The organism is Actinoplanes sp. NPDC049681 (assembly GCF_044465265.1).
Classification (GTDB): domain Bacteria; phylum Actinomycetota; class Actinomycetes; order Mycobacteriales; family Micromonosporaceae; genus Actinoplanes.
In genome coordinates, this window is sequence record NZ_JBITLP010000011.1 from 157,131 (window position 1) to 173,736 (window position 16,606).

Sequence of the window (16,606 nt, forward strand, 5' to 3'; positions counted from 1 at the left end):
GATTTCCGACAGCCGGGCCCGGCGGCCCCCGTGCTGGCATGGACGGGTGGGAAACCGTCGCTTGTGGATCGTCGTCACGGCCGCGCTCGCCGCGCCGTTCGCCGTCGCGGGGCCGGCCCGGGCGGCCGTCCCGCCCGTCGCCCGGGTGAATTTCCAGCCGGCGTCGTCCGCCGTGCCGGCCGGCTATACCGCCGACACCGGCGCCGCGTACGACGCCGGGCGGGGCTCGGGCTGGGTGGTGCAGGGGTCCGCGACGCCGCTGGACCTCAGCCGCAACACCCGGGACCGGGCCCGCACGGGGATCGACGCCCGGCTCAACACGCTCATCCACATGCAGTACGGCGACGTGGGCGGCAGCAACGGGGTACCCACCCCCGGGGCGTGGGAATACGCGCTGCCGGCCGGCTCGTATCAGGTGACCGTGTCGGTGGGTGATCAGCCCGCGTACGACAGCTCGCACACCGTGCGGGTGGAGGGCGTGGCGGCGATCTCCGGTTTCGTGTCGACGGCGGCGGCCGAATACCGTACGGCGACGGTGACCGTGGCGGTGACCGACGGCCGCCTCACCGTGGACGCGATCGGCGGCAGCAACACCAAGCTCAACTACATCGAGATCGCGCCCGCCTTCGCCTTGAAGGTCAACTTCTCCGACGCGGCCACCGCACCGCCGGCCGGCTACGTGCGCGACTCGGGCGGGGCGTACGCCGACTCCCGCGGCTACGGCTGGGTCAGGGCCGGGACGACCACCCCGCTCGACCTCACCGGCAACGGGCGCAACCGCAACCCGGCGGCCGGCCAGCCCGACGTACGCCTCGCGACGCTGATGCACATGCAGCTGCCGGCGGGCTCGGCCGGCGTGACGACCCCGGGGTCGTGGGAGGTCGCGGTGCCGGCGGGGGCGTACACGGTCACGGCGGCGGTCGGTGATGCGGGTACCGCCGTGGACAGCTCGCACTGGCTGAGCATCGAGGATCAGAACGGCGTGGCGGCGTTCGTCGCGACGGCCACGACCAAGCACGCCACGGTCACCCGTACGGTCACCGTCACGGACGGCCGGCTCACCTTGAGCGCGGCCGGCGGGACCAACACGAAGCTGGACTACGTGGACATCGCCGGCGTCCCCGCCGCCGGCACGATCCCGGCCGTGCGGACCAGCACGCCGGCGAACGGCGCCACCGGCGTCGCGCCGACGACCAGCGTCGTCGAGGACCTGATCCTGCCGAACGGCGGCGTCGACCAGGCCACCCTGACCAGCGCCACCGTGACGCTCACCCGGGTCGGCGACGGTTCCCCGGTGCCCGCCACCGTCATCACCAGCGGCGGCGGGGACGTCGTCAACCTCTCCCCCACCGCGCCGCTCGCGCCGTCGACGGCATACCGGTTCAGCCTGACCTCCGGGGTGCGCGACGTGAGCGGGCGGGCGTTCCAGCCGTACTCGATCGTCTTCACCACCGGCACCGGCGGCGGGCCCGGCGGCCCGGCCGCCTTCGACAAGGTGGTCGGCGTCGCGACCGGCGCGTCCTTCACGACGGTGGTCACCGGCCCCGACGGGCGCCTGTACGCGGGCACGCTCGACGGCCGCATCCTGCGCTTCCCGATCAACGCCGACGGCACGCTGGGCGCCGCCACGGTCATCACCGCCGTCCGGGACAACGCGGCGGCGCTGGGATTGCCGGGCGCACCGGACCGCACGATCATCGGCATGGCGTTCGACCCGGCGGGCGGCCTGTGGGTGACGGACAACTACGAATACGTGGGCCCGCTGAACGTCCCCGAGTGGTCGGGGCGCATCGGCCGGCTCAGCGGGACGGATCTGGGGACGTACACGCCGAAGGTGGTCAACCTGCCCCGCTCGGTGAAGGACCACGAGACGAACTCGCTGGCATTCGGCCCGGACGGCGCGCTGTACGTCTCTCAGGGCGCGAACAACGCCATGGGCGCCGCGGACTCCACCTGGGGCAACCGCCCGGAGCAGCTGCTGAGCGCGGCGGTCCTGCGGCTGGACACCACCCGGCTGGGCACCGGCCCGCTCGACGTGAAGACGGCCGACGGCGGGAGCTACGACCCGTACGCCGCCGCCGCCCCGCTGACGATCTACGCCTCCGGGGTGCGCAACGCGTACGACCTGGTCTGGCACCGCAACGGCCACCTGTACGCCCCCACCAACGGCTCGGCGGCGGGCGGCAACACCCCCGCGACCCCGTCCCCGCTGCCGTCGTCGTGCGCCCGCCGCGGCTACACCGGCCCGGCCGTGCCCGCGCTGACCTCGGTCCCCACCGCCGAGACGGACTACGTCTTCGACGTGAAGCGGGGCCGCTACTACGGCCACCCCAACCCGCTGCGCTGCGAGTGGGTGCTGGCCGGCGGCAACCCGACCACCGCGGCGGACCCGTTCGAGGTGGCCGCCTATCCGGCCGGGACCGGGGCCGACCCGAACTACGACCTGACGGGAACGTACGACGCCGGCCTGCACGCCTCGGCGGACGGCGCGATCGAGTACCGCGGCGGCGCCCTGGACGGCAGGCTCCTGGTGGTCCGCTACTCGTCCGGCCAGGACATCGAGACGTTCGACGTCGCCGCGAACGGCGTGCTGAGCAACCGCACGACCGGCATCACCGGTTTCACGGGCTTCAGCCAGCCGCTCGACCTGACCGAGGACCCGGCGACCGGCAACCTCTACGTCACCGAGCTCGGTGCCTCCCGTATCACCCTCCTCAGGCCCCGCGCGGCTACATTCACCCGATGAGCACCCACGAGGTCGTCAACCAGCCGCCGCCCCTTGCCGGTCACGACGTCGCCGCCGATGCCGCGTTGCTCGAGGCCGTCGACCGGGAGGGCGCCGGGTGGGCCGGGGACGAGCTGCACCGGCTGGGCAAGCTGGGCGGCGGGACCGAGCCGCAGCGCTGGGCCGAGGAGGCCAACCGGCACGAGCCGCGGCTGCTCACCCACGACCGGTACGGCCACCGCATCGACGAGGTGGAGTTCCACCCGTCGTGGCACCGGCTGATGGACGTGGCGGTCGCCGAAGGTCTGGCCGGCGCGCCCTGGGGCGATCCGCGGCCGGGGGCGCACGTCGCCCGTGCCGCCGGCGTGTACGTCTGGAGCCAGGTCGAGGCCGGCCACATCTGCCCGATCTCGATGACGTACGCCGTGGTGCCGGCCCTGCGCCACAACGCCGAGCTCGCGGGCGTGTACGAACCGCTGCTGACCAGCCGGGCGTACGACCCGGGGCTGCGTACCCCGCAGGCGAAGCGCGGACTGCTCGCCGGCATGGGCATGACCGAGAAGCAGGGCGGCTCGGACGTCCGCGCGAACTCGACCACCGCCACCCCGGCCGGCGACGGCACCTACCGGCTGCGCGGCCACAAATGGTTCACCAGCGCGCCGATGTGCGACCTGTTCCTCGTGCTCGCGCAGGCCCCGGCCGGCCTGTCCTGCTTCCTCGTGCCCCGGGTGCTGCCCGACGGCAGCCGCAACACGTTCCGGATCCAGCGGCTCAAGGACAAGCTCGGCAACCGCAGCAACGCCAGCAGCGAGCCCGAGTTCGACGAGACGGTGGCCTGGCTGGTCGGCGCGGAGGGCCAGGGGGTCCGCACGATCATCGACATGGTCGCGATGACCCGGCTCGACTGCGTCGTCGGCTCGGCGGCCGGGATGCGGGCGGCACTGGTCCAGGCGCTGCACCACGTGCGGCACCGCTCCGCCTTCGGCGGCCCGCTGATCGGCAAGCCGTTGATGCGCAACGTCTGCGCGGACCTGGCGGTGGAGACGGAGGCGGCGACGGCGCTGGCTCTGCGGCTGGCCGGGGCCGTCGATCGAGGGGTACGCGGTGACGCGGGCGAGCGTGCGTTCGGCCGCCTGGCGGTGGCGGTCGGCAAGTTCTGGGTCTGCAAGCGCCAGCCCGCCGTGGTGGGTGAGGCGCTGGAGTGCCTCGGCGGCAACGGCTACGTCGAGGAGTCGGGCCTGCCGCGGCTCTACCGCGACGCGCCGCTGAACTCGATCTGGGAGGGTTCGGGCAACGTGCAGGCCCTGGACGTGCTGCGGGCGCTGCGTCGCGAGCCGGGCAGCCTGGAGGCGTTCCGCGCCGAGATCGCCGCGGCGGCCGGGGCCGACCGGCGCCTCGACGAGGCGGCGGCCGGCCTGACGGCGATGCTGGGCGGCGACGACCTGGAGTCGCAGGCCCGGCGCGTCGTGGAGCGGATGGCGCTGGTGCTGCAAGGGTCGCTGCTGGTGCGGCACGCCCCGGCCGCGGTGGCCGACGCGTTCTGCGCGAGCCGGCTCGGCGGCGACTGGGGTCACACCTTCGGCACCCTCCCCGCCGGCGTCGACACCGCCGCCCTGCTGACGCGCGCGATGCCCGGCTAGGGCGCGAGCGTACGGTGCCAGACGGCGTCGTCGTTGCCGATCACCGCGACGTCGACGCCGGTGGCCGACCCGGCCGCCGCGGGACCGGAGTTCAGCCGGCCGCCCGCCGACGACCAGCCGGACCAGGTGCCGTCGTACGACTTGCGCCAGAGCGCACCGTCGTTGCCCGCGGCGAAGAGGTCCAGCCGGCCGGTCCCGGTGGAGGCGATCGCCGGGGCCGACGCCACGTCGCCACCTCGGGACACCCAGCGGCTCGACCAGGCGCCGGACGCGTACGTCTTCTGCCACACCGCGTCGTCCGTGCCGGCCACCACGACGTCGACGCGGCCGGGGCCCCAGGAGACGGCCGACGGCAGCGACGCCGCGTACCCGCCCAGGGAGGTCCATCCGGACCAGGTGGCCGACAGCGATCTGACGTAGATCTCGCGGTCGGTGCCGACCGCGACGAGGTCGAGGCTGCCCGGGCCGCGCGAGGCGATGGCGGGCGCGGAGATGAGCGTGCCGCCGAGCGACTCCCAGCGTGACCACGCGCCGTCCGCGTAGGCCAGGTGGATCACGTCGTCGGCCGAGCCGCGGGCGACCACGTCGATGCGCCCCGGGCCCCAGGACACCGCGGCCGGAGCCGAGGTCAGGGTGCCGCCCAGCGACTCCCAGGTCGACCAGGCCCCGGCGGTGCGCGCTTTGTGCCACAGCGCGTGGTCCGCCCCCGCGATGAAGACGTCCAGCCGGCCGGCGCCGTCGGAGGCCACGGCCGGCTGGGAGATCGCGGTGCCGCCGAGCGAGGCCCAGTCCGTCGCCGCGCCCGCCCGCGCGGAACGGTGCGTGACCAGCCCGCTCATCGGGTCGGGAGCCGCGGCGGCCTCCGCGGGTGCCGCTGCCACGATCAGCGCGCCTGCGACGATGACCGTCGCCAGCATCGACCGGACACGAGCCCTCATGAACACCCTCCAATGATTGATGTATATCAATCCGTGCATCCTAGGGGCCGGTCCGGGCCGGCCGCCCGGTGACACGCGTCTCGTGAACCGGTACAGCACTCAGCTCAGCGGCGCCGCGGCCGATGGCAGAACGTGGTGCGGGATCGGTACTGGTGGTGGTGGCTCGCGGCGGGATCGCTCGCCACGGCCGCCTACTTCCTGCTGCCGTCCGACGGTCTGGCGTCCAACCTCGGGTACGACGCCATCGGCCTGACCGCCACCGTCCTGATCGTGGCCGGTGTGCGGCTGCACCGGGCCCGCCGGCCGGCGATGTGGTACCTGTTCGCCGCGGGCCAGTTCACGTGGGTCGTAGGCGACCTGGTGTGGGAGTACTACCGGTACGTCCTGGACGTGGAGCCCTATCCGTCACCCGCCGACTACTTCTATCTCAGCGCGTACCCGATGCTCGTCGCCGGGCTCGTCCTGCTGATGCGCGGGCGCTCGGACGCGGCTCGCGACTTCGCGGCCCTGGTCGACGCCGCCATCGTCGCGATCGGGCTGGGCCTGGTCTTCTGGGTCTTCGTGATGCATCCCATCGCCGCCGACTCGACCGCGTCGACGTTCGAGCGCATCGTCGGCGTCGCCTACCCGGCCGCCGACGCACTGCTGCTGGCCATGCTCGCCCGCTTCTACACCGGCGTGGGCACCCGCTCCCAGAGCGTCCGCCTGCTCGGTGCCGCCGCCCTCCTGCTCCTGATCGGCGACGTCACGTACTCGCTCATCGAGCTGTACTCGGACGCCGACGAGGGGATTCTCGACGCCGCCTGGCTGCTGTCGTACGTGTGCTGGGGCGCCTCGGCGCTGCACCCGTCCATGCGTACCGCCGGCACGGCGCCGGAGCAGGTCCGCGGCGCCCGGGTGGGCCGGTCCCGGCTGGTGCTGCTGGCGGTCTGCTCGCTGCTCGCGCCCGGCCTGCTCTTCCTGCCCGGCATCGGGGCCGACCCCGTCGACCGGCTGGCCATCGCCGGCGGCGCCGTCGTCCTCTTCCTGCTGGTCGTGGTCCGGATGTCCGGATTCGTCGGCCAGGTGCAGCACCAGGCCGACCTGCTCGAGGACCTCGCCATGGCGGACGACCTCACCGGCCTGGCGAACCGGCGCCGCTTCGAGCACGGCCTGCGCACCGCGCTGGCCGCCGGCCGGGTCCAGGTGGCCCTGCTCGACCTCGACGACTTCAAGGGCGTCAACGACCGGCTGGGGCACGGCGTCGGCGACCACCTCCTGATCGTGATCGCCCAGCGGCTACGGACCGCACTGCGTTCCGAGGTGCTGGTGGCGCGCATGGGCGGCGACGAGTTCGCCCTGCTCATGCCCGGCGCGACGAACGCCGAGGCGGACCGGATCGTGGCCCGGCTGGCGGACACGCTGCGCGCCCCGGTCACCACCGGCGAGCACGAACTGCTCGTCGGTGCCAGCATCGGGGTCACCGACGGCTACGGCACCGACGACCCGTACGAGGTGCTGCGCCGCGCCGACGTCGCCATGTACGCCGCCAAGAAGGCCGCCGACCGGCCCCGCCGCTACGCCGCGGAGCTCGACGAGCAGTCCGACGAGCAGGCGCGGGTCGGCGCGGAGCTGCGCACGGCGCTGGACACGGGCCAGTTCCGCGTGGTCTACCAGCCGATCGTGGCGCTGTCGTCCGGGCGTACGGTCGCGGTCGAGGCGCTCGTGCGCTGGGACCACCCGGAACGCGGCCTGATCCCGCCCGACCGGTTCATCCCCGCCGCCGAGCGCAACGGCCTGATCGTCGAGCTCGGTGAGTGGATCCTGCGCACCGCCTGCACCCAGGCGGTCGAATGGCGCGCCGAGTACGGCGACCTCGCGCCGGAACGGATGAGCGTCAACGTCTCCGCCCGCCAGCTCGCCGAGCCCGGCTTCGCCGACCTGGTGGCGGCGGTGCTCGAGGAGACCGGGATGAGCGCCGGCATGCTGACCGTCGAGGTCACGGAGACCGCCGTGTTCGGCGGCGGCCAGGCGGTGCAGGCCGTGCAGGACCTGCACGACCTGGGGATCCACATCGCCCTGGACGACTTCGGCACCGGCCACTCGTCGCTGGGTCTGCTGCAGACCGTTCCCGTGGACGTGCTCAAGGTGGACAAGTCCTTCATCGACGGCATCACGACGGCCGGGCGCCCCTCCGTCATCGCCACCGCGCTCATCCAGGTGAGCGCCGGGCTGGGACTGACCGCCGTGGCCGAGGGCGTGGAGACCGCCGAGCAGGCAGCGGAGCTGCAGCGGCTCGGGTACGAGCTGGCACAGGGCTACCACTTCGGCCGGCCCGTCGCCGAACCGCCGTTCCCGCTGCCCGGCCTGGTGGCCCGGCACTGAGACATCGGTGATCTCCCACCTCACACGAGCCTCACGTCCGCAGCGGCATCCTCTCCTGCATGGATCGCCGGAAGGTCGTCGTCTATGCCCTGTCGGCATCAACCCTGACCCTGGTCGCCCCCCTGGGCATCCGGCGGCTGGCTGAGGCCTCGTCGGCGCCGCCCCCGCCGGCGGGGACGCGGCGCTCCGACGTGGTCGCCGTCGGCGCCGACGAGGAGAAACTGGTCCTGGAGGTCACCCCGGCCAACACGGTACGGGTGAAGCTGCCGCGCGCCGAGGTCGGCCAGGGCATCACCACGGCGGTGGCCATGATGATCGCCGAAGAGCTGGACGCCCGGCTCGCCGATGTGGACATCCCGCTGGCCGACGCCCGCACCGACGGCGGCAACCAGTTCACCGGCGGCTCGAGCTCCGTCAGCTCCCTGTACGACCCCGCCCGTCACCTGGCCGCCACCGCCCGCGCCCGGCTCGTGACCGCGGCAGCCCGGCGCTGGCACCTGGCGGCGAGCACGTTGAAGACCAAGGACACGATGGTGGTCGCGCCGGACGGCCGTACGGCGACCTTCGGCTCGCTGACCGCCGCCGCGAGCGTCATCACCCACCCGGACGTTCCCGCCACGCCGAAGCCGGCCTCCCGACACCGCACGATCGGGCGGCCCGCGACCCGCATCGACGCCCGCGACCTCGTGACCGGCAAGGCGACGTACGCCGGAGACCTCTCCGTGGCCGGCGCCAAGCCCGCCGTGGTGGCCCGCTCCCCCAAGCTCGGCGGCACGATCATCTCGGTCGACGACGCCCGCGCCCGCGCCATGCCGGGCGTGCTGGCGATCGTCCGCATCCCCAGCGGCGTCGCGGTGATCGCGGAGACCTTCCACCACGCGTTCCAGGCGCGCGACGCCCTGAAGATCAAGTGGTCGCCGGGACCGATCGCGACGCTGTCCGACGCCGGCATCCGCTCCCGGCTCCGCGCCGCCCTTCCCCCGCCCAGCGCCCCGCCGCGCGGTTCCAGCCAGGTCCAGGGCGAGTTCGAGTTCGCCTTCGTCAGCCACGCCCCGATGGAGGTCCTCACCGCGGTGGCGGACGTCCGCGCCGACCGGGCGGAGGTCTGGTTCTCGTCCCAGACGCCGGTCGAGGCCGCGCAGAGCATCGCCGAAGCGGTCCGGCTGCCCGCCCGGGCGGTCCGTGTCCACGTCGTCCGGGGCGGCGGCTCGTTCGGACGCCGCCTCAACTACGACGCCGCGATCGAGGCGGCGCTCATCTCGAAGGCGGCCCGGCGCCCGGTCAAGCTGATGTGGAGCCGCGCCGACGACACCCGGCACGGCCGGATGCGCCCGGTCGCGTACCGCCGGGTCCGGGCCAGCGTCAAGGACGGGCGCATCGCCCGGCTGGACCACGACGCGACCTCGGTCAATGAGGGCCCCGGCCGTGGCCTCGACCTGCCGATCCCCATGGGCGCCTGGCGCTCGGTGGACTCCGGGACCTCCCGGGCGGCCGAGGAGATCATCCTCGACGAGGTCGCCCGCTCCCTCCACAAGGACGAGGTCGCGTTCCGGCGCACGACCCTCCACAGCGCCGCCGCCAAGGCCGTCCTCGACAAGGTCACCGCCGGCCGCTGGGGCCGCCGCCTGCCGGCACACTGGGGCCAGGGCGTCGCCGTCCACGAGGAGTACGGCTCCTTCCTCGCCTGCCTCGCGGAGATCGACGCCACCGACGCCCGCAACCCCCGCGTGACCGCGATGGTGATGGCGGTCGACGTGGGCACGGTCATCAACCCGCGCGGCCTGGAAGCCCAGCTGATGGGCGCCGCGATGGACGGCATCTCCACCATCCTGTACGCCGGCCTGCACATCGACCACGGAGCGGTCCGGGAAAGTACCTTCGCCGATTTCCGCTACGCCCGCCAGCGCCAGAGCCCCCTCGAGCTGAAGATCCACATCATGCCGTCCGAGCGCGCCCCCGGCGGAGCCGGCGAACTCGGCGTCCCGGCTACAGCGGGCGCCGTCGCCAACGCGTACGCCCGGGCCACCGGCACCAAACCCCGCCGCTTCCCGCTCATCACCAGCATCGTCAGCTGAGGAGCCCGCCCGATGCCGCAGTACACCTTCACGCTCAACGGCAAGCCGGTCACCGTCGACGCCCCGGCCGACATGCCGCTGCTGTGGGCGCTGCGCGACCTCCTCGGTGTCACCGGCCCGAAGTACGGCTGCGGCATCGGCGCCTGCCGAGCCTGCACCAGCCACCTCGACGGCGCGGAGATCCAACCCTGCGTGGTACCGGTCGCCGACTGCGCCGGCCGCCGCGTGACCACCATCGAAGGCCTGACCGACGGCGACCGCCTCCACCCGGTCCAGCAGGCCTGGCTCGACTGCGACGTGGCCCAATGCGGCTTCTGCCAGCCGGGCCAGATCATGGCAGCGGTAGCCCTCCTCGACCGCACCCCCCACCCCACCGACGCCGACATCGACAAGATCGAGAACGTCTGCCGCTGCGGCACCTATCACCGGGTTCGCCAGGCCATCAAGAAGGCGGCCGGATAGGCGAAAACGCCTGGAGGCATCGACGTCGTTCCCCCAAGGGTCCGTCCGTGCCGCAACAGATCAAGACCAGACCCTGCGCCCGCGTAGTCCTGCTCGACGATGCGGACCGTCTCCTCATGCTGAAGATCCACGACCCCGCGGCGGCCCGGGGCCGAACCCCATTCCTCCTGACTTCTGGCTGCTCGCCGGCGGTGGCGTGCGGCCGGGTGAAACCTTCGAGCAGGCGGCCCACCGGGAAGTCGTCGAGGAGACCGGGCTGACGGGCGCCACCATCGGTCGGTGCGTGTGGACCCAGGAGAAGCTGATCACCGACCCTTCCGGGGAGCTCCAGCTGGTGGAAGCACGCTTCTTCCTGGGCCGCATCACCTCGCCGCCGCCGGTCAGCTTCGCCGGCCACGAACCGTACGAAACCGCGACGATCAGGGGCTGGCGCTGGTTTCGGCACCACGAGATCGTCGCGAGGGAACGGGAAGAAACATTCCTGCCGCCCGGCCTCGGCGGGCTGCTCGCTGATGTCCTCGACGGGACCGCGGGTGATCCCGTCCCGCTCATCGGCGGCCGCTGAGGTCTGCCCGAAGGCAGGCTGCCCGAACCGCGGATACTTGCCGGATGACCGACGACCGGACTACCGCCCTGACCCGCTGGACCATCCACGGGGAGCGCACCGTCGACGACACACGCCGTGCGCGCCTGAGCATCGCCGAGGTCGAACTCCCGGACGGCGTACGGTTCGAGCAGTACGTGATCCGTGCTCCGAAGTCGGCGATCGTCGCGGTGCTGGACGATCAGGCTCGGCTGCTGATGATGTGGCGTCACCGATTCGTGATCGACCGGTGGGTCTGGGAGCTGCCGGGCGGTTACATCGACGACGCGGAGGATCCGGCGGCTGCCGCTGCGCGCGAGGTCGAGGAGGAAACGGGGTGGAGGCCCCGGTCCGTCAAGCATCTGCTGTCTTTCCAGCCGTGGGTCGGCACCGCCGATGCGGAGAACATGCTCTTCATCGCCGGAGGCGCCGACCATGTCGGCGGACCGGTCGACGTGAACGAGGCCGAGCGGGTCGCCTGGCTGCCGCTGGACGAGGCGGCTGCCTGCATCGCCCGCGGCGAGATCGTCGGGGCTGCTTCGGTCATCGCGATCTACGATCTGCTGGCACGTGCACAACGTGGCGACCTTACCGTCTAGCGTCGTCGACCGAGTGCGGACTCCGCATAGGTGAGGAACCGCCGCACTGCGGGCCGACCCCGATGCGTTGCGAGCTGATGTTGCAGGTCTCGTACGTATCGAACGGCTCGGGCAGACTTCAGCCCGGCGGTCACAGCTACCGCCTCGAGGCCTACCGCGGCGGCGCGATCGGGCTCATTTTGCTGAATGTGCGTGGCGGCCAAAAGCGACAGATTGAATGCCCGTCCGCGTACATACCGATCGTCCATGTGCAGTGATCGAGCAGCGAACCGTTCGGCAGGCTTCCCTTGGCCGAGCGCGCGGAAGCAGTGTGCAAACTTGGCGGACAAGTACGCCTCGCCGAAGTAGGCGATCCACTGAGGGTCAGATCTGCGATCCGCCCTGTCCAGCGCCGTCTCCGCAGCGTGGAGAGCGGCCGCGCAGGTCCGGCTGTCCCCTGCACCCGCCTGGGCGTGTGCTTCCAGCACGAGGGCCTCGGCGACGAGCGCCGGGACGCCGGCCCGCTTGGCTGCCCGACCCGCAGCGCGGGCGAGGTCGACCCCGGTCGTGGTATCGGCGAGGTAGGTTGCCTGATGGCTCATGGCCGCCAGAATCTCTGCGCCGAGGCTGTCATCGCTCGCATCGCGAGCCAGGTCGAGTGCCAGGACGAAATAGCGCTGGGCGATGCCGTGCTCGGCGATGTCGTATGCCTGCCAGCCGGCGAGCCGCGTCAGTTCCGCGGTAGCGCTGAGCAGCGCCCTGCCCGTCACCGCATCAAACCTTCCCTCTTGAAGGAGCGGTGCCACCTCCGTGTGAAGGTAACGGGCGACAGCGTCACGCGCGTGACCGCCGCCGTATTCGTCGTCCAGGCGCCGGTACGTGGCGGTGACTTCCCGAATCGTGCCGACGTCCGGCTGACCCACCGTGCGACGACCGTTGGTCGCAGGCTCGACCGGTGGTGCAGTGAACCAGCGAAGCGCCGGCACGGTGTAGCCGGCCGAGCTGAATGCCGCCTGTCGAAGAACCTCTCGCCGGTTCACGTCACCTCGCCACATCTCGACCGCGCTGTCCACATCCTCACGCCAGGAACGTGAGCTCGGAATTGCCTCGATACCCCCGGCCGAAGAGAGTCGCCAAGGCGGCACGTTCGCGGCCAATCCCAACAGGTGCCGGGCAGCGTCCGGCATCGCGAAACCCTCGGCCAACCGCTCCAGCACCTCGATCGAGGTGACTCTGCGACCCGCGATCACACGGCTGACGTAGCCCTGCTCGAGTCCCACAGCCGCACCGATCCGGCTCTGGCTCGCTCCTACCTCGCGCATCACCAGACGAAAGACTTGGCCGATGTCCCGCGCCGCCAAGGCTTGCTGCATCTCGTGACGGGCCCAGACGTGCTGGGGAACACTCAACGAGCCGCCGGTCACGTGGCTCTCCGCCTTCCGACGATTAATCGGTCACCGCCCCGCAGAGTAGGACTGTCGGATCACGCGGTCGAGCCCGCTCATGTCACGGTGACATGACTTCGGGCCATGGGCGGCGACCGTGTCGGCCCGCCATGGTGCCGACATGTTCGTCCCCGCTGATCTGCCTCAGCCGTTGACCTTCTGGCGATTCCTCGCGACAAGGGTTCAGGGCGTATTGCGGTTCCGATCGATGGCGCGGCGGAGAAGTCGAAGACGGCAGGCGGTCCTCGATGCCGCCGCCCGCCATGACGCCCGCGAATGCGAGATCGCCCGCGAGCGCCTCCTCGAGGCGGCCCGCTGCCAGGGAGCCCAGGGGCCGACCCAAGGGCTTCGCCACCGTGGTGCCGGACGATGAGCAGCCTCCGCCGGGGCGACGAATACCTGCATCACTGCGACAGCTCCCACCGTTGGACCGGCGGCCCGCTCGATCCGGCGCAGCGTGAGGTCTTTCTCCAAGCACTCCGCAATCACCTCGACGAGCACCGCAACCAGGGTGCGCGACCGGCCGGTGGCGACGGGCCTAGCGCTGGCCGAGCAGGTCCCGGATGCTCGCCGTCAGGTCGGCCTGGCTGATCGGCTCCACCATGCCTGCCGTACGGGCGTCCTGCATCGCCTTGGCGAGCTGGACGCGGCGCAGGGCCTCCTTGATGTCCGCTCCCGTCATGCCGTGGCTCAGGCGGCCGAGCTCACCGAGGTCCAGGTCATCGGCGAACATCGTGAAGCCCGGTTCCTCGTGGGCGGCCGCGAGCTGGGCGATCATCTTGCGGAAGATCTCCGCGCGGCTGGTGTCGTCCGGTTTGGGGACCGAGATCTTGACGTCGAAGCGGCCGGAGCGGATGAGGGAGTCGTCGACGCGGTGTGGGAAGTTGGTCGTGGCGACCACGATGACGTTGGGATTCGCTTCGATCAGATCGTTCATCTCCTGCTTGAAGATGCCCGCCACCGCGTTGATCGCCTGGCTGGCCGCGTCGCCGCCGGCGCCCGCGTAGCTGATGATCGAGTCGAATTCGTCGAAGAGGATCAGGGTGGGGACGCGGTAGCGGCGGGCGTCGCGGAAGATCTGCTTGATGTTGCGCTCGGAGCCGCCGAGCCACTTGTCCAGGATCTCCGGGGTCCGGACCTCCCGGAAGTCGGCGCCGATCTCGTTGGCCAGGGCCCTGGAGAGCATGGTCTTGCCGGTGCCGGGCGGGCCGTACATGAGGATGCCCTGCGGCCGCCGGGCGCCCCAGCGGGCCATCGCCTCGGGGTGGCGGAACGAGACCGCGATCTGGCGGAGCTCGGCCACGACGTCCGCGAGGCCGCCGACCTGGTCGAGGGTGACCTCCTGGGTGGTCGTCGCCACCCTCGGGATGCTCTCGCGGCTCACCACGTAGCGGCGGCCGGCGAGCGGTTCCGTCGACGGGGGCAGCAGCTCGATCACCGCCTGCAGGACCAGGCGCACCATGGCCGTGAGGTGCTCCGGCCGCACGTCATCGCGGGGCACCTCGGCGCGCAGGCGGACCAAGCTGCCGTTGGACTCGTAGGTGACCGCTGCCTGGAGGCCGGCGGCCGCGTCGGCCAGGACCGCCGTCTCCGGCTCGCGGTCCGCGGGGGTCCCGGTCGGACGATCAAGACCGAGTTTCTTGTACGCCGCCACGGCTGCCGTGCCGACCCCGTCCACGATGCGGGTGGCGATCGGGTCGCCGGCCGCGATCCGCTTGGCGAGCAGCGTGCCGACGGGGTCGTTGCCGAGCACCACCGCGCGGATCCGGTCCTTCTGCGGGGCGTCGGTCACGGCGGTGCTGATCTCGGCCGCGAACACGTGGACCGGGCCCGCCGCGGTGTCGGCGCTGGACACGGTCAGCTCGGCACGGCGTACCGGTGGGGGGAAGGTGGCGCGGCGCAACAGCTCCACGGGGTTGACCCGGGCGGCGGCGAGGATGGTGCCGGCTTCGACGATCTCGACGGTGGCGCCGGCGTACCGGAAGGACTCGGTCATGGTTGTCCCCTCTCCAGCCCCAAGAGTGACACAGACGGGAGATAGTCCGGAGACGCGCTGCCCGGCGGAACGACGGGGACGGCGACCGCCGACGCTCCGCGCCTCGGCGGCTGGAGCGGGTCCTGTCCGACATCGTCGCGGAGGGCGGGAAGCCCCTCCCCCGCCCCGGAGTCGGAGCTGGTCAACGCCGGTCTCTAGGCTTGGTGGGTGGATTCGGTGCGGGAGACGGTCGCGGCCGTGCTGGGCGGGCGGATCGGGTACGAGGACGGGCTCGACCTGCTGACCGTCGCCCCGCCCGCCGAGGTGGATCCGGTGCTCGGGCGGGCCCTGTTCGAGGCCGCCGCCCGGCTGTTCCGCGACGGGTGGCAGCCGGCGGAGCTCCACCGGGTCGTCGCCCGCCGGGGCGACCCGGCGCAGGCCCACCTGATCGTCGACGCTGTCGCCGCGCACCTGCGGGGATTCAAGCCGCGCGCCGTCGACCCCCGGTGGCGGGCGCAGGCGGACGAGCTGGACGCCCGGGCCTGGTGGGGCGCCGACGACGACTATCTGCGGCAGGTGACCGCGCGGCGGCGTACCGATCGGATCGCCCTGATCGACGCCTTCCTGGGCGCGCTGCAGGTGCTGGCCACGCTGCCGCCGATCGACGTGCTGATCCCGCCGCCGGGCCGGGTGGCACGCGCCGCCCGGAGCGGCGGCGGCAACGAGGCGATGCTCGGGCGGGTCCGGGCGCTGCTTGCCAAGGCGGAGGCGACGACGTTCCCCGCCGAGGCCGAGGCGTTCAGCGCCAAGGCCCAGGAGCTGATCTCGCGCCACAGCCTGGACGAGGCGCTGGTCGAGGCCGGGGACACCGCGATCACCCCGTACGCCCGGCGCCTCGGGGTGGACCATCCCTACGAGAGCGAGAAAGCCTCCCTGCTCGACGCGGTCGCCCGCGCCAACCGGTGCCAGGTGGTCTGGTCGCCGGAGTTCGGCTTCGCCACCGTGTTCGGCTTCGACGCCGACATCGACGCGGTCGACCTTCTGCACGCCTCCCTGCTCGTCCAGGCGCATCGGGCGATGGCGCGGGAAGAACCGCCCGGCGGCAAGGCCGGGCGGGCACGGCTCAAGGCCTTCCGGCAGTCCTTCCTCATCGGGTACGCGGTCCGCATCGGCGAGCGCCTGGCCGAGGCGGACCGGGCGGCGCTGGCCGGCTCGGGCGACGCCGCCACGCTGCTGCCGGTGCTGGCGTCGCGCGAGACTCAGGTGCGGGAGGCGCGGGAGCGGGCGTTCCCGCGTACGGTCCGCGGCCGTGGTTTCCGGGTGGACAGCGAGGAGGGCTGGGAGTCCGGCCGCACCGCGGCCGACCGGGCGACCCTGCACTGAGGAATCACGGACAGTCGGATCTTGACTCCACTGTGTATGGTGCACAGCGTGGGTACGACAACCGTGGCGCGCATCACAGTGGTGGCCGGTGACCCGGTCGCCTCCGACGAGGCGGCGCAGAAGCTGCTGAAGGAGCTGCACGACCTTCCCGAGATCATCGCGGTCGAGCCGGCCACCGTCCCCGGCGGGGGCGACGGCGCCCGGGGGGTCGACGCGGTCGCTGTCGGCACGTTGCTGCTGACCATGGCCGCCACCCCCGAGGTGCTCGGCGGCGTGCTGACCTACCTCGTCGAATGGCTGCGCCGGCCCGGCAACCGCGGGTCCGTCCGGTTCAAGGTGGGCGACAAGGAGATCGAGGTCAGCAACCCGACCGCGGCCGAGCGCAAGAAGATCATCGACGCGTTCGTCCGGGAGTTGAGGCGACGCTGACCCACCGCC

General features: G+C 72.4%; 12 protein-coding genes. 9 read left to right on the forward strand and 3 right to left on the reverse strand.

From position 1 onward, the window contains the following. Window positions 1–46: 46 nt before the first annotated feature. On the forward strand, window positions 47–2,746 hold the full coding sequence (locus ACIBO8_RS34855) for an Ig-like domain-containing protein (protein ID WP_396119747.1): 2,700 nt from the start codon (window positions 47–49) through the stop codon (window positions 2,744–2,746). Further along, window positions 2,743–4,365, forward strand: a complete 1,623-nt coding sequence (locus ACIBO8_RS34860; RefSeq protein WP_396119748.1) for an isovaleryl-CoA dehydrogenase — start codon at window positions 2,743–2,745, stop codon at window positions 4,363–4,365. The genes ACIBO8_RS34855 and ACIBO8_RS34860 overlap by 4 nt, the downstream gene beginning before the upstream one ends. On the opposite strand, the gene ACIBO8_RS34865 is transcribed toward ACIBO8_RS34860, so the two are convergent. Next, window positions 4,362–5,303 carry a hypothetical protein gene (locus ACIBO8_RS34865; protein WP_396119749.1) on the reverse strand — a complete coding sequence of 314 codons (942 nt, stop codon included), beginning with the start codon at window positions 5,301–5,303 and terminating at the stop codon, window positions 4,362–4,364. The genes ACIBO8_RS34860 and ACIBO8_RS34865 overlap by 4 nt on opposite strands. A gap of 135 nt (window positions 5,304–5,438) precedes the next feature. Here ACIBO8_RS34865 and ACIBO8_RS34870 point away from each other — a divergent pair, with 135 nt between their 5' ends. From ACIBO8_RS34870 to ACIBO8_RS34890, 5 genes are all read left to right on the forward strand, one after another. Beyond that, complete coding sequence (locus tag ACIBO8_RS34870; protein WP_396119750.1) at window positions 5,439–7,667, forward strand: EAL domain-containing protein; 2,229 nt, start codon at window positions 5,439–5,441, stop codon at window positions 7,665–7,667. A gap of 59 nt (window positions 7,668–7,726) precedes the next feature. Then, window positions 7,727–9,742 (forward strand): molybdopterin cofactor-binding domain-containing protein, encoded by a 2,016-nt coding sequence (locus ACIBO8_RS34875; protein ID WP_396119752.1) that lies wholly within the window; start codon window positions 7,727–7,729, stop codon window positions 9,740–9,742. A 12-nt stretch (window positions 9,743–9,754) separates the two neighbouring features. Next, on the forward strand, window positions 9,755–10,204 hold the full coding sequence (locus ACIBO8_RS34880) for a (2Fe-2S)-binding protein (RefSeq protein ID WP_396119754.1): 450 nt from the start codon (window positions 9,755–9,757) through the stop codon (window positions 10,202–10,204). 160 nt (window positions 10,205–10,364) lie between these two features. Beyond that, window positions 10,365–10,769, forward strand: a complete 405-nt coding sequence (locus ACIBO8_RS34885; protein WP_396119913.1) for an NUDIX domain-containing protein — start codon at window positions 10,365–10,367, stop codon at window positions 10,767–10,769. Between the two features lie 44 nt (window positions 10,770–10,813). Further along, window positions 10,814–11,386, forward strand: a complete 573-nt coding sequence (locus tag ACIBO8_RS34890; protein ID WP_396119756.1) for an NUDIX domain-containing protein — start codon at window positions 10,814–10,816, stop codon at window positions 11,384–11,386. Here ACIBO8_RS34890 and ACIBO8_RS34895 read toward each other — a convergent pair. Continuing rightward, on the reverse strand, window positions 11,383–12,738 hold the full coding sequence (locus tag ACIBO8_RS34895) for a helix-turn-helix domain-containing protein (protein ID WP_396119914.1): 1,356 nt from the start codon (window positions 12,736–12,738) through the stop codon (window positions 11,383–11,385). The genes ACIBO8_RS34890 and ACIBO8_RS34895 overlap by 4 nt on opposite strands. A gap of 610 nt (window positions 12,739–13,348) precedes the next feature. After that, on the reverse strand, window positions 13,349–14,806 hold the full coding sequence (locus ACIBO8_RS34900; RefSeq protein ID WP_396119757.1) for an ATP-binding protein: 1,458 nt from the start codon (window positions 14,804–14,806) through the stop codon (window positions 13,349–13,351). Between the two features lie 207 nt (window positions 14,807–15,013). Between ACIBO8_RS34900 and ACIBO8_RS34905 the strand changes: the two genes are divergently transcribed. Both ACIBO8_RS34905 and ACIBO8_RS34910 read left to right on the forward strand, forming a co-directional pair. Continuing rightward, the gene (locus ACIBO8_RS34905; protein WP_396119759.1) at window positions 15,014–16,168 is read left to right on the forward strand and encodes a DUF2786 domain-containing protein; all 1,155 of its coding nucleotides are present in this window, start codon (window positions 15,014–15,016) and stop codon (window positions 16,166–16,168) included. Window positions 16,169–16,216: 48 nt separating this feature from the next. After that, complete coding sequence (locus ACIBO8_RS34910) at window positions 16,217–16,597, forward strand: hypothetical protein (RefSeq protein WP_396119761.1); 381 nt, start codon at window positions 16,217–16,219, stop codon at window positions 16,595–16,597. Window positions 16,598–16,606 lie beyond the last annotated feature (9 nt).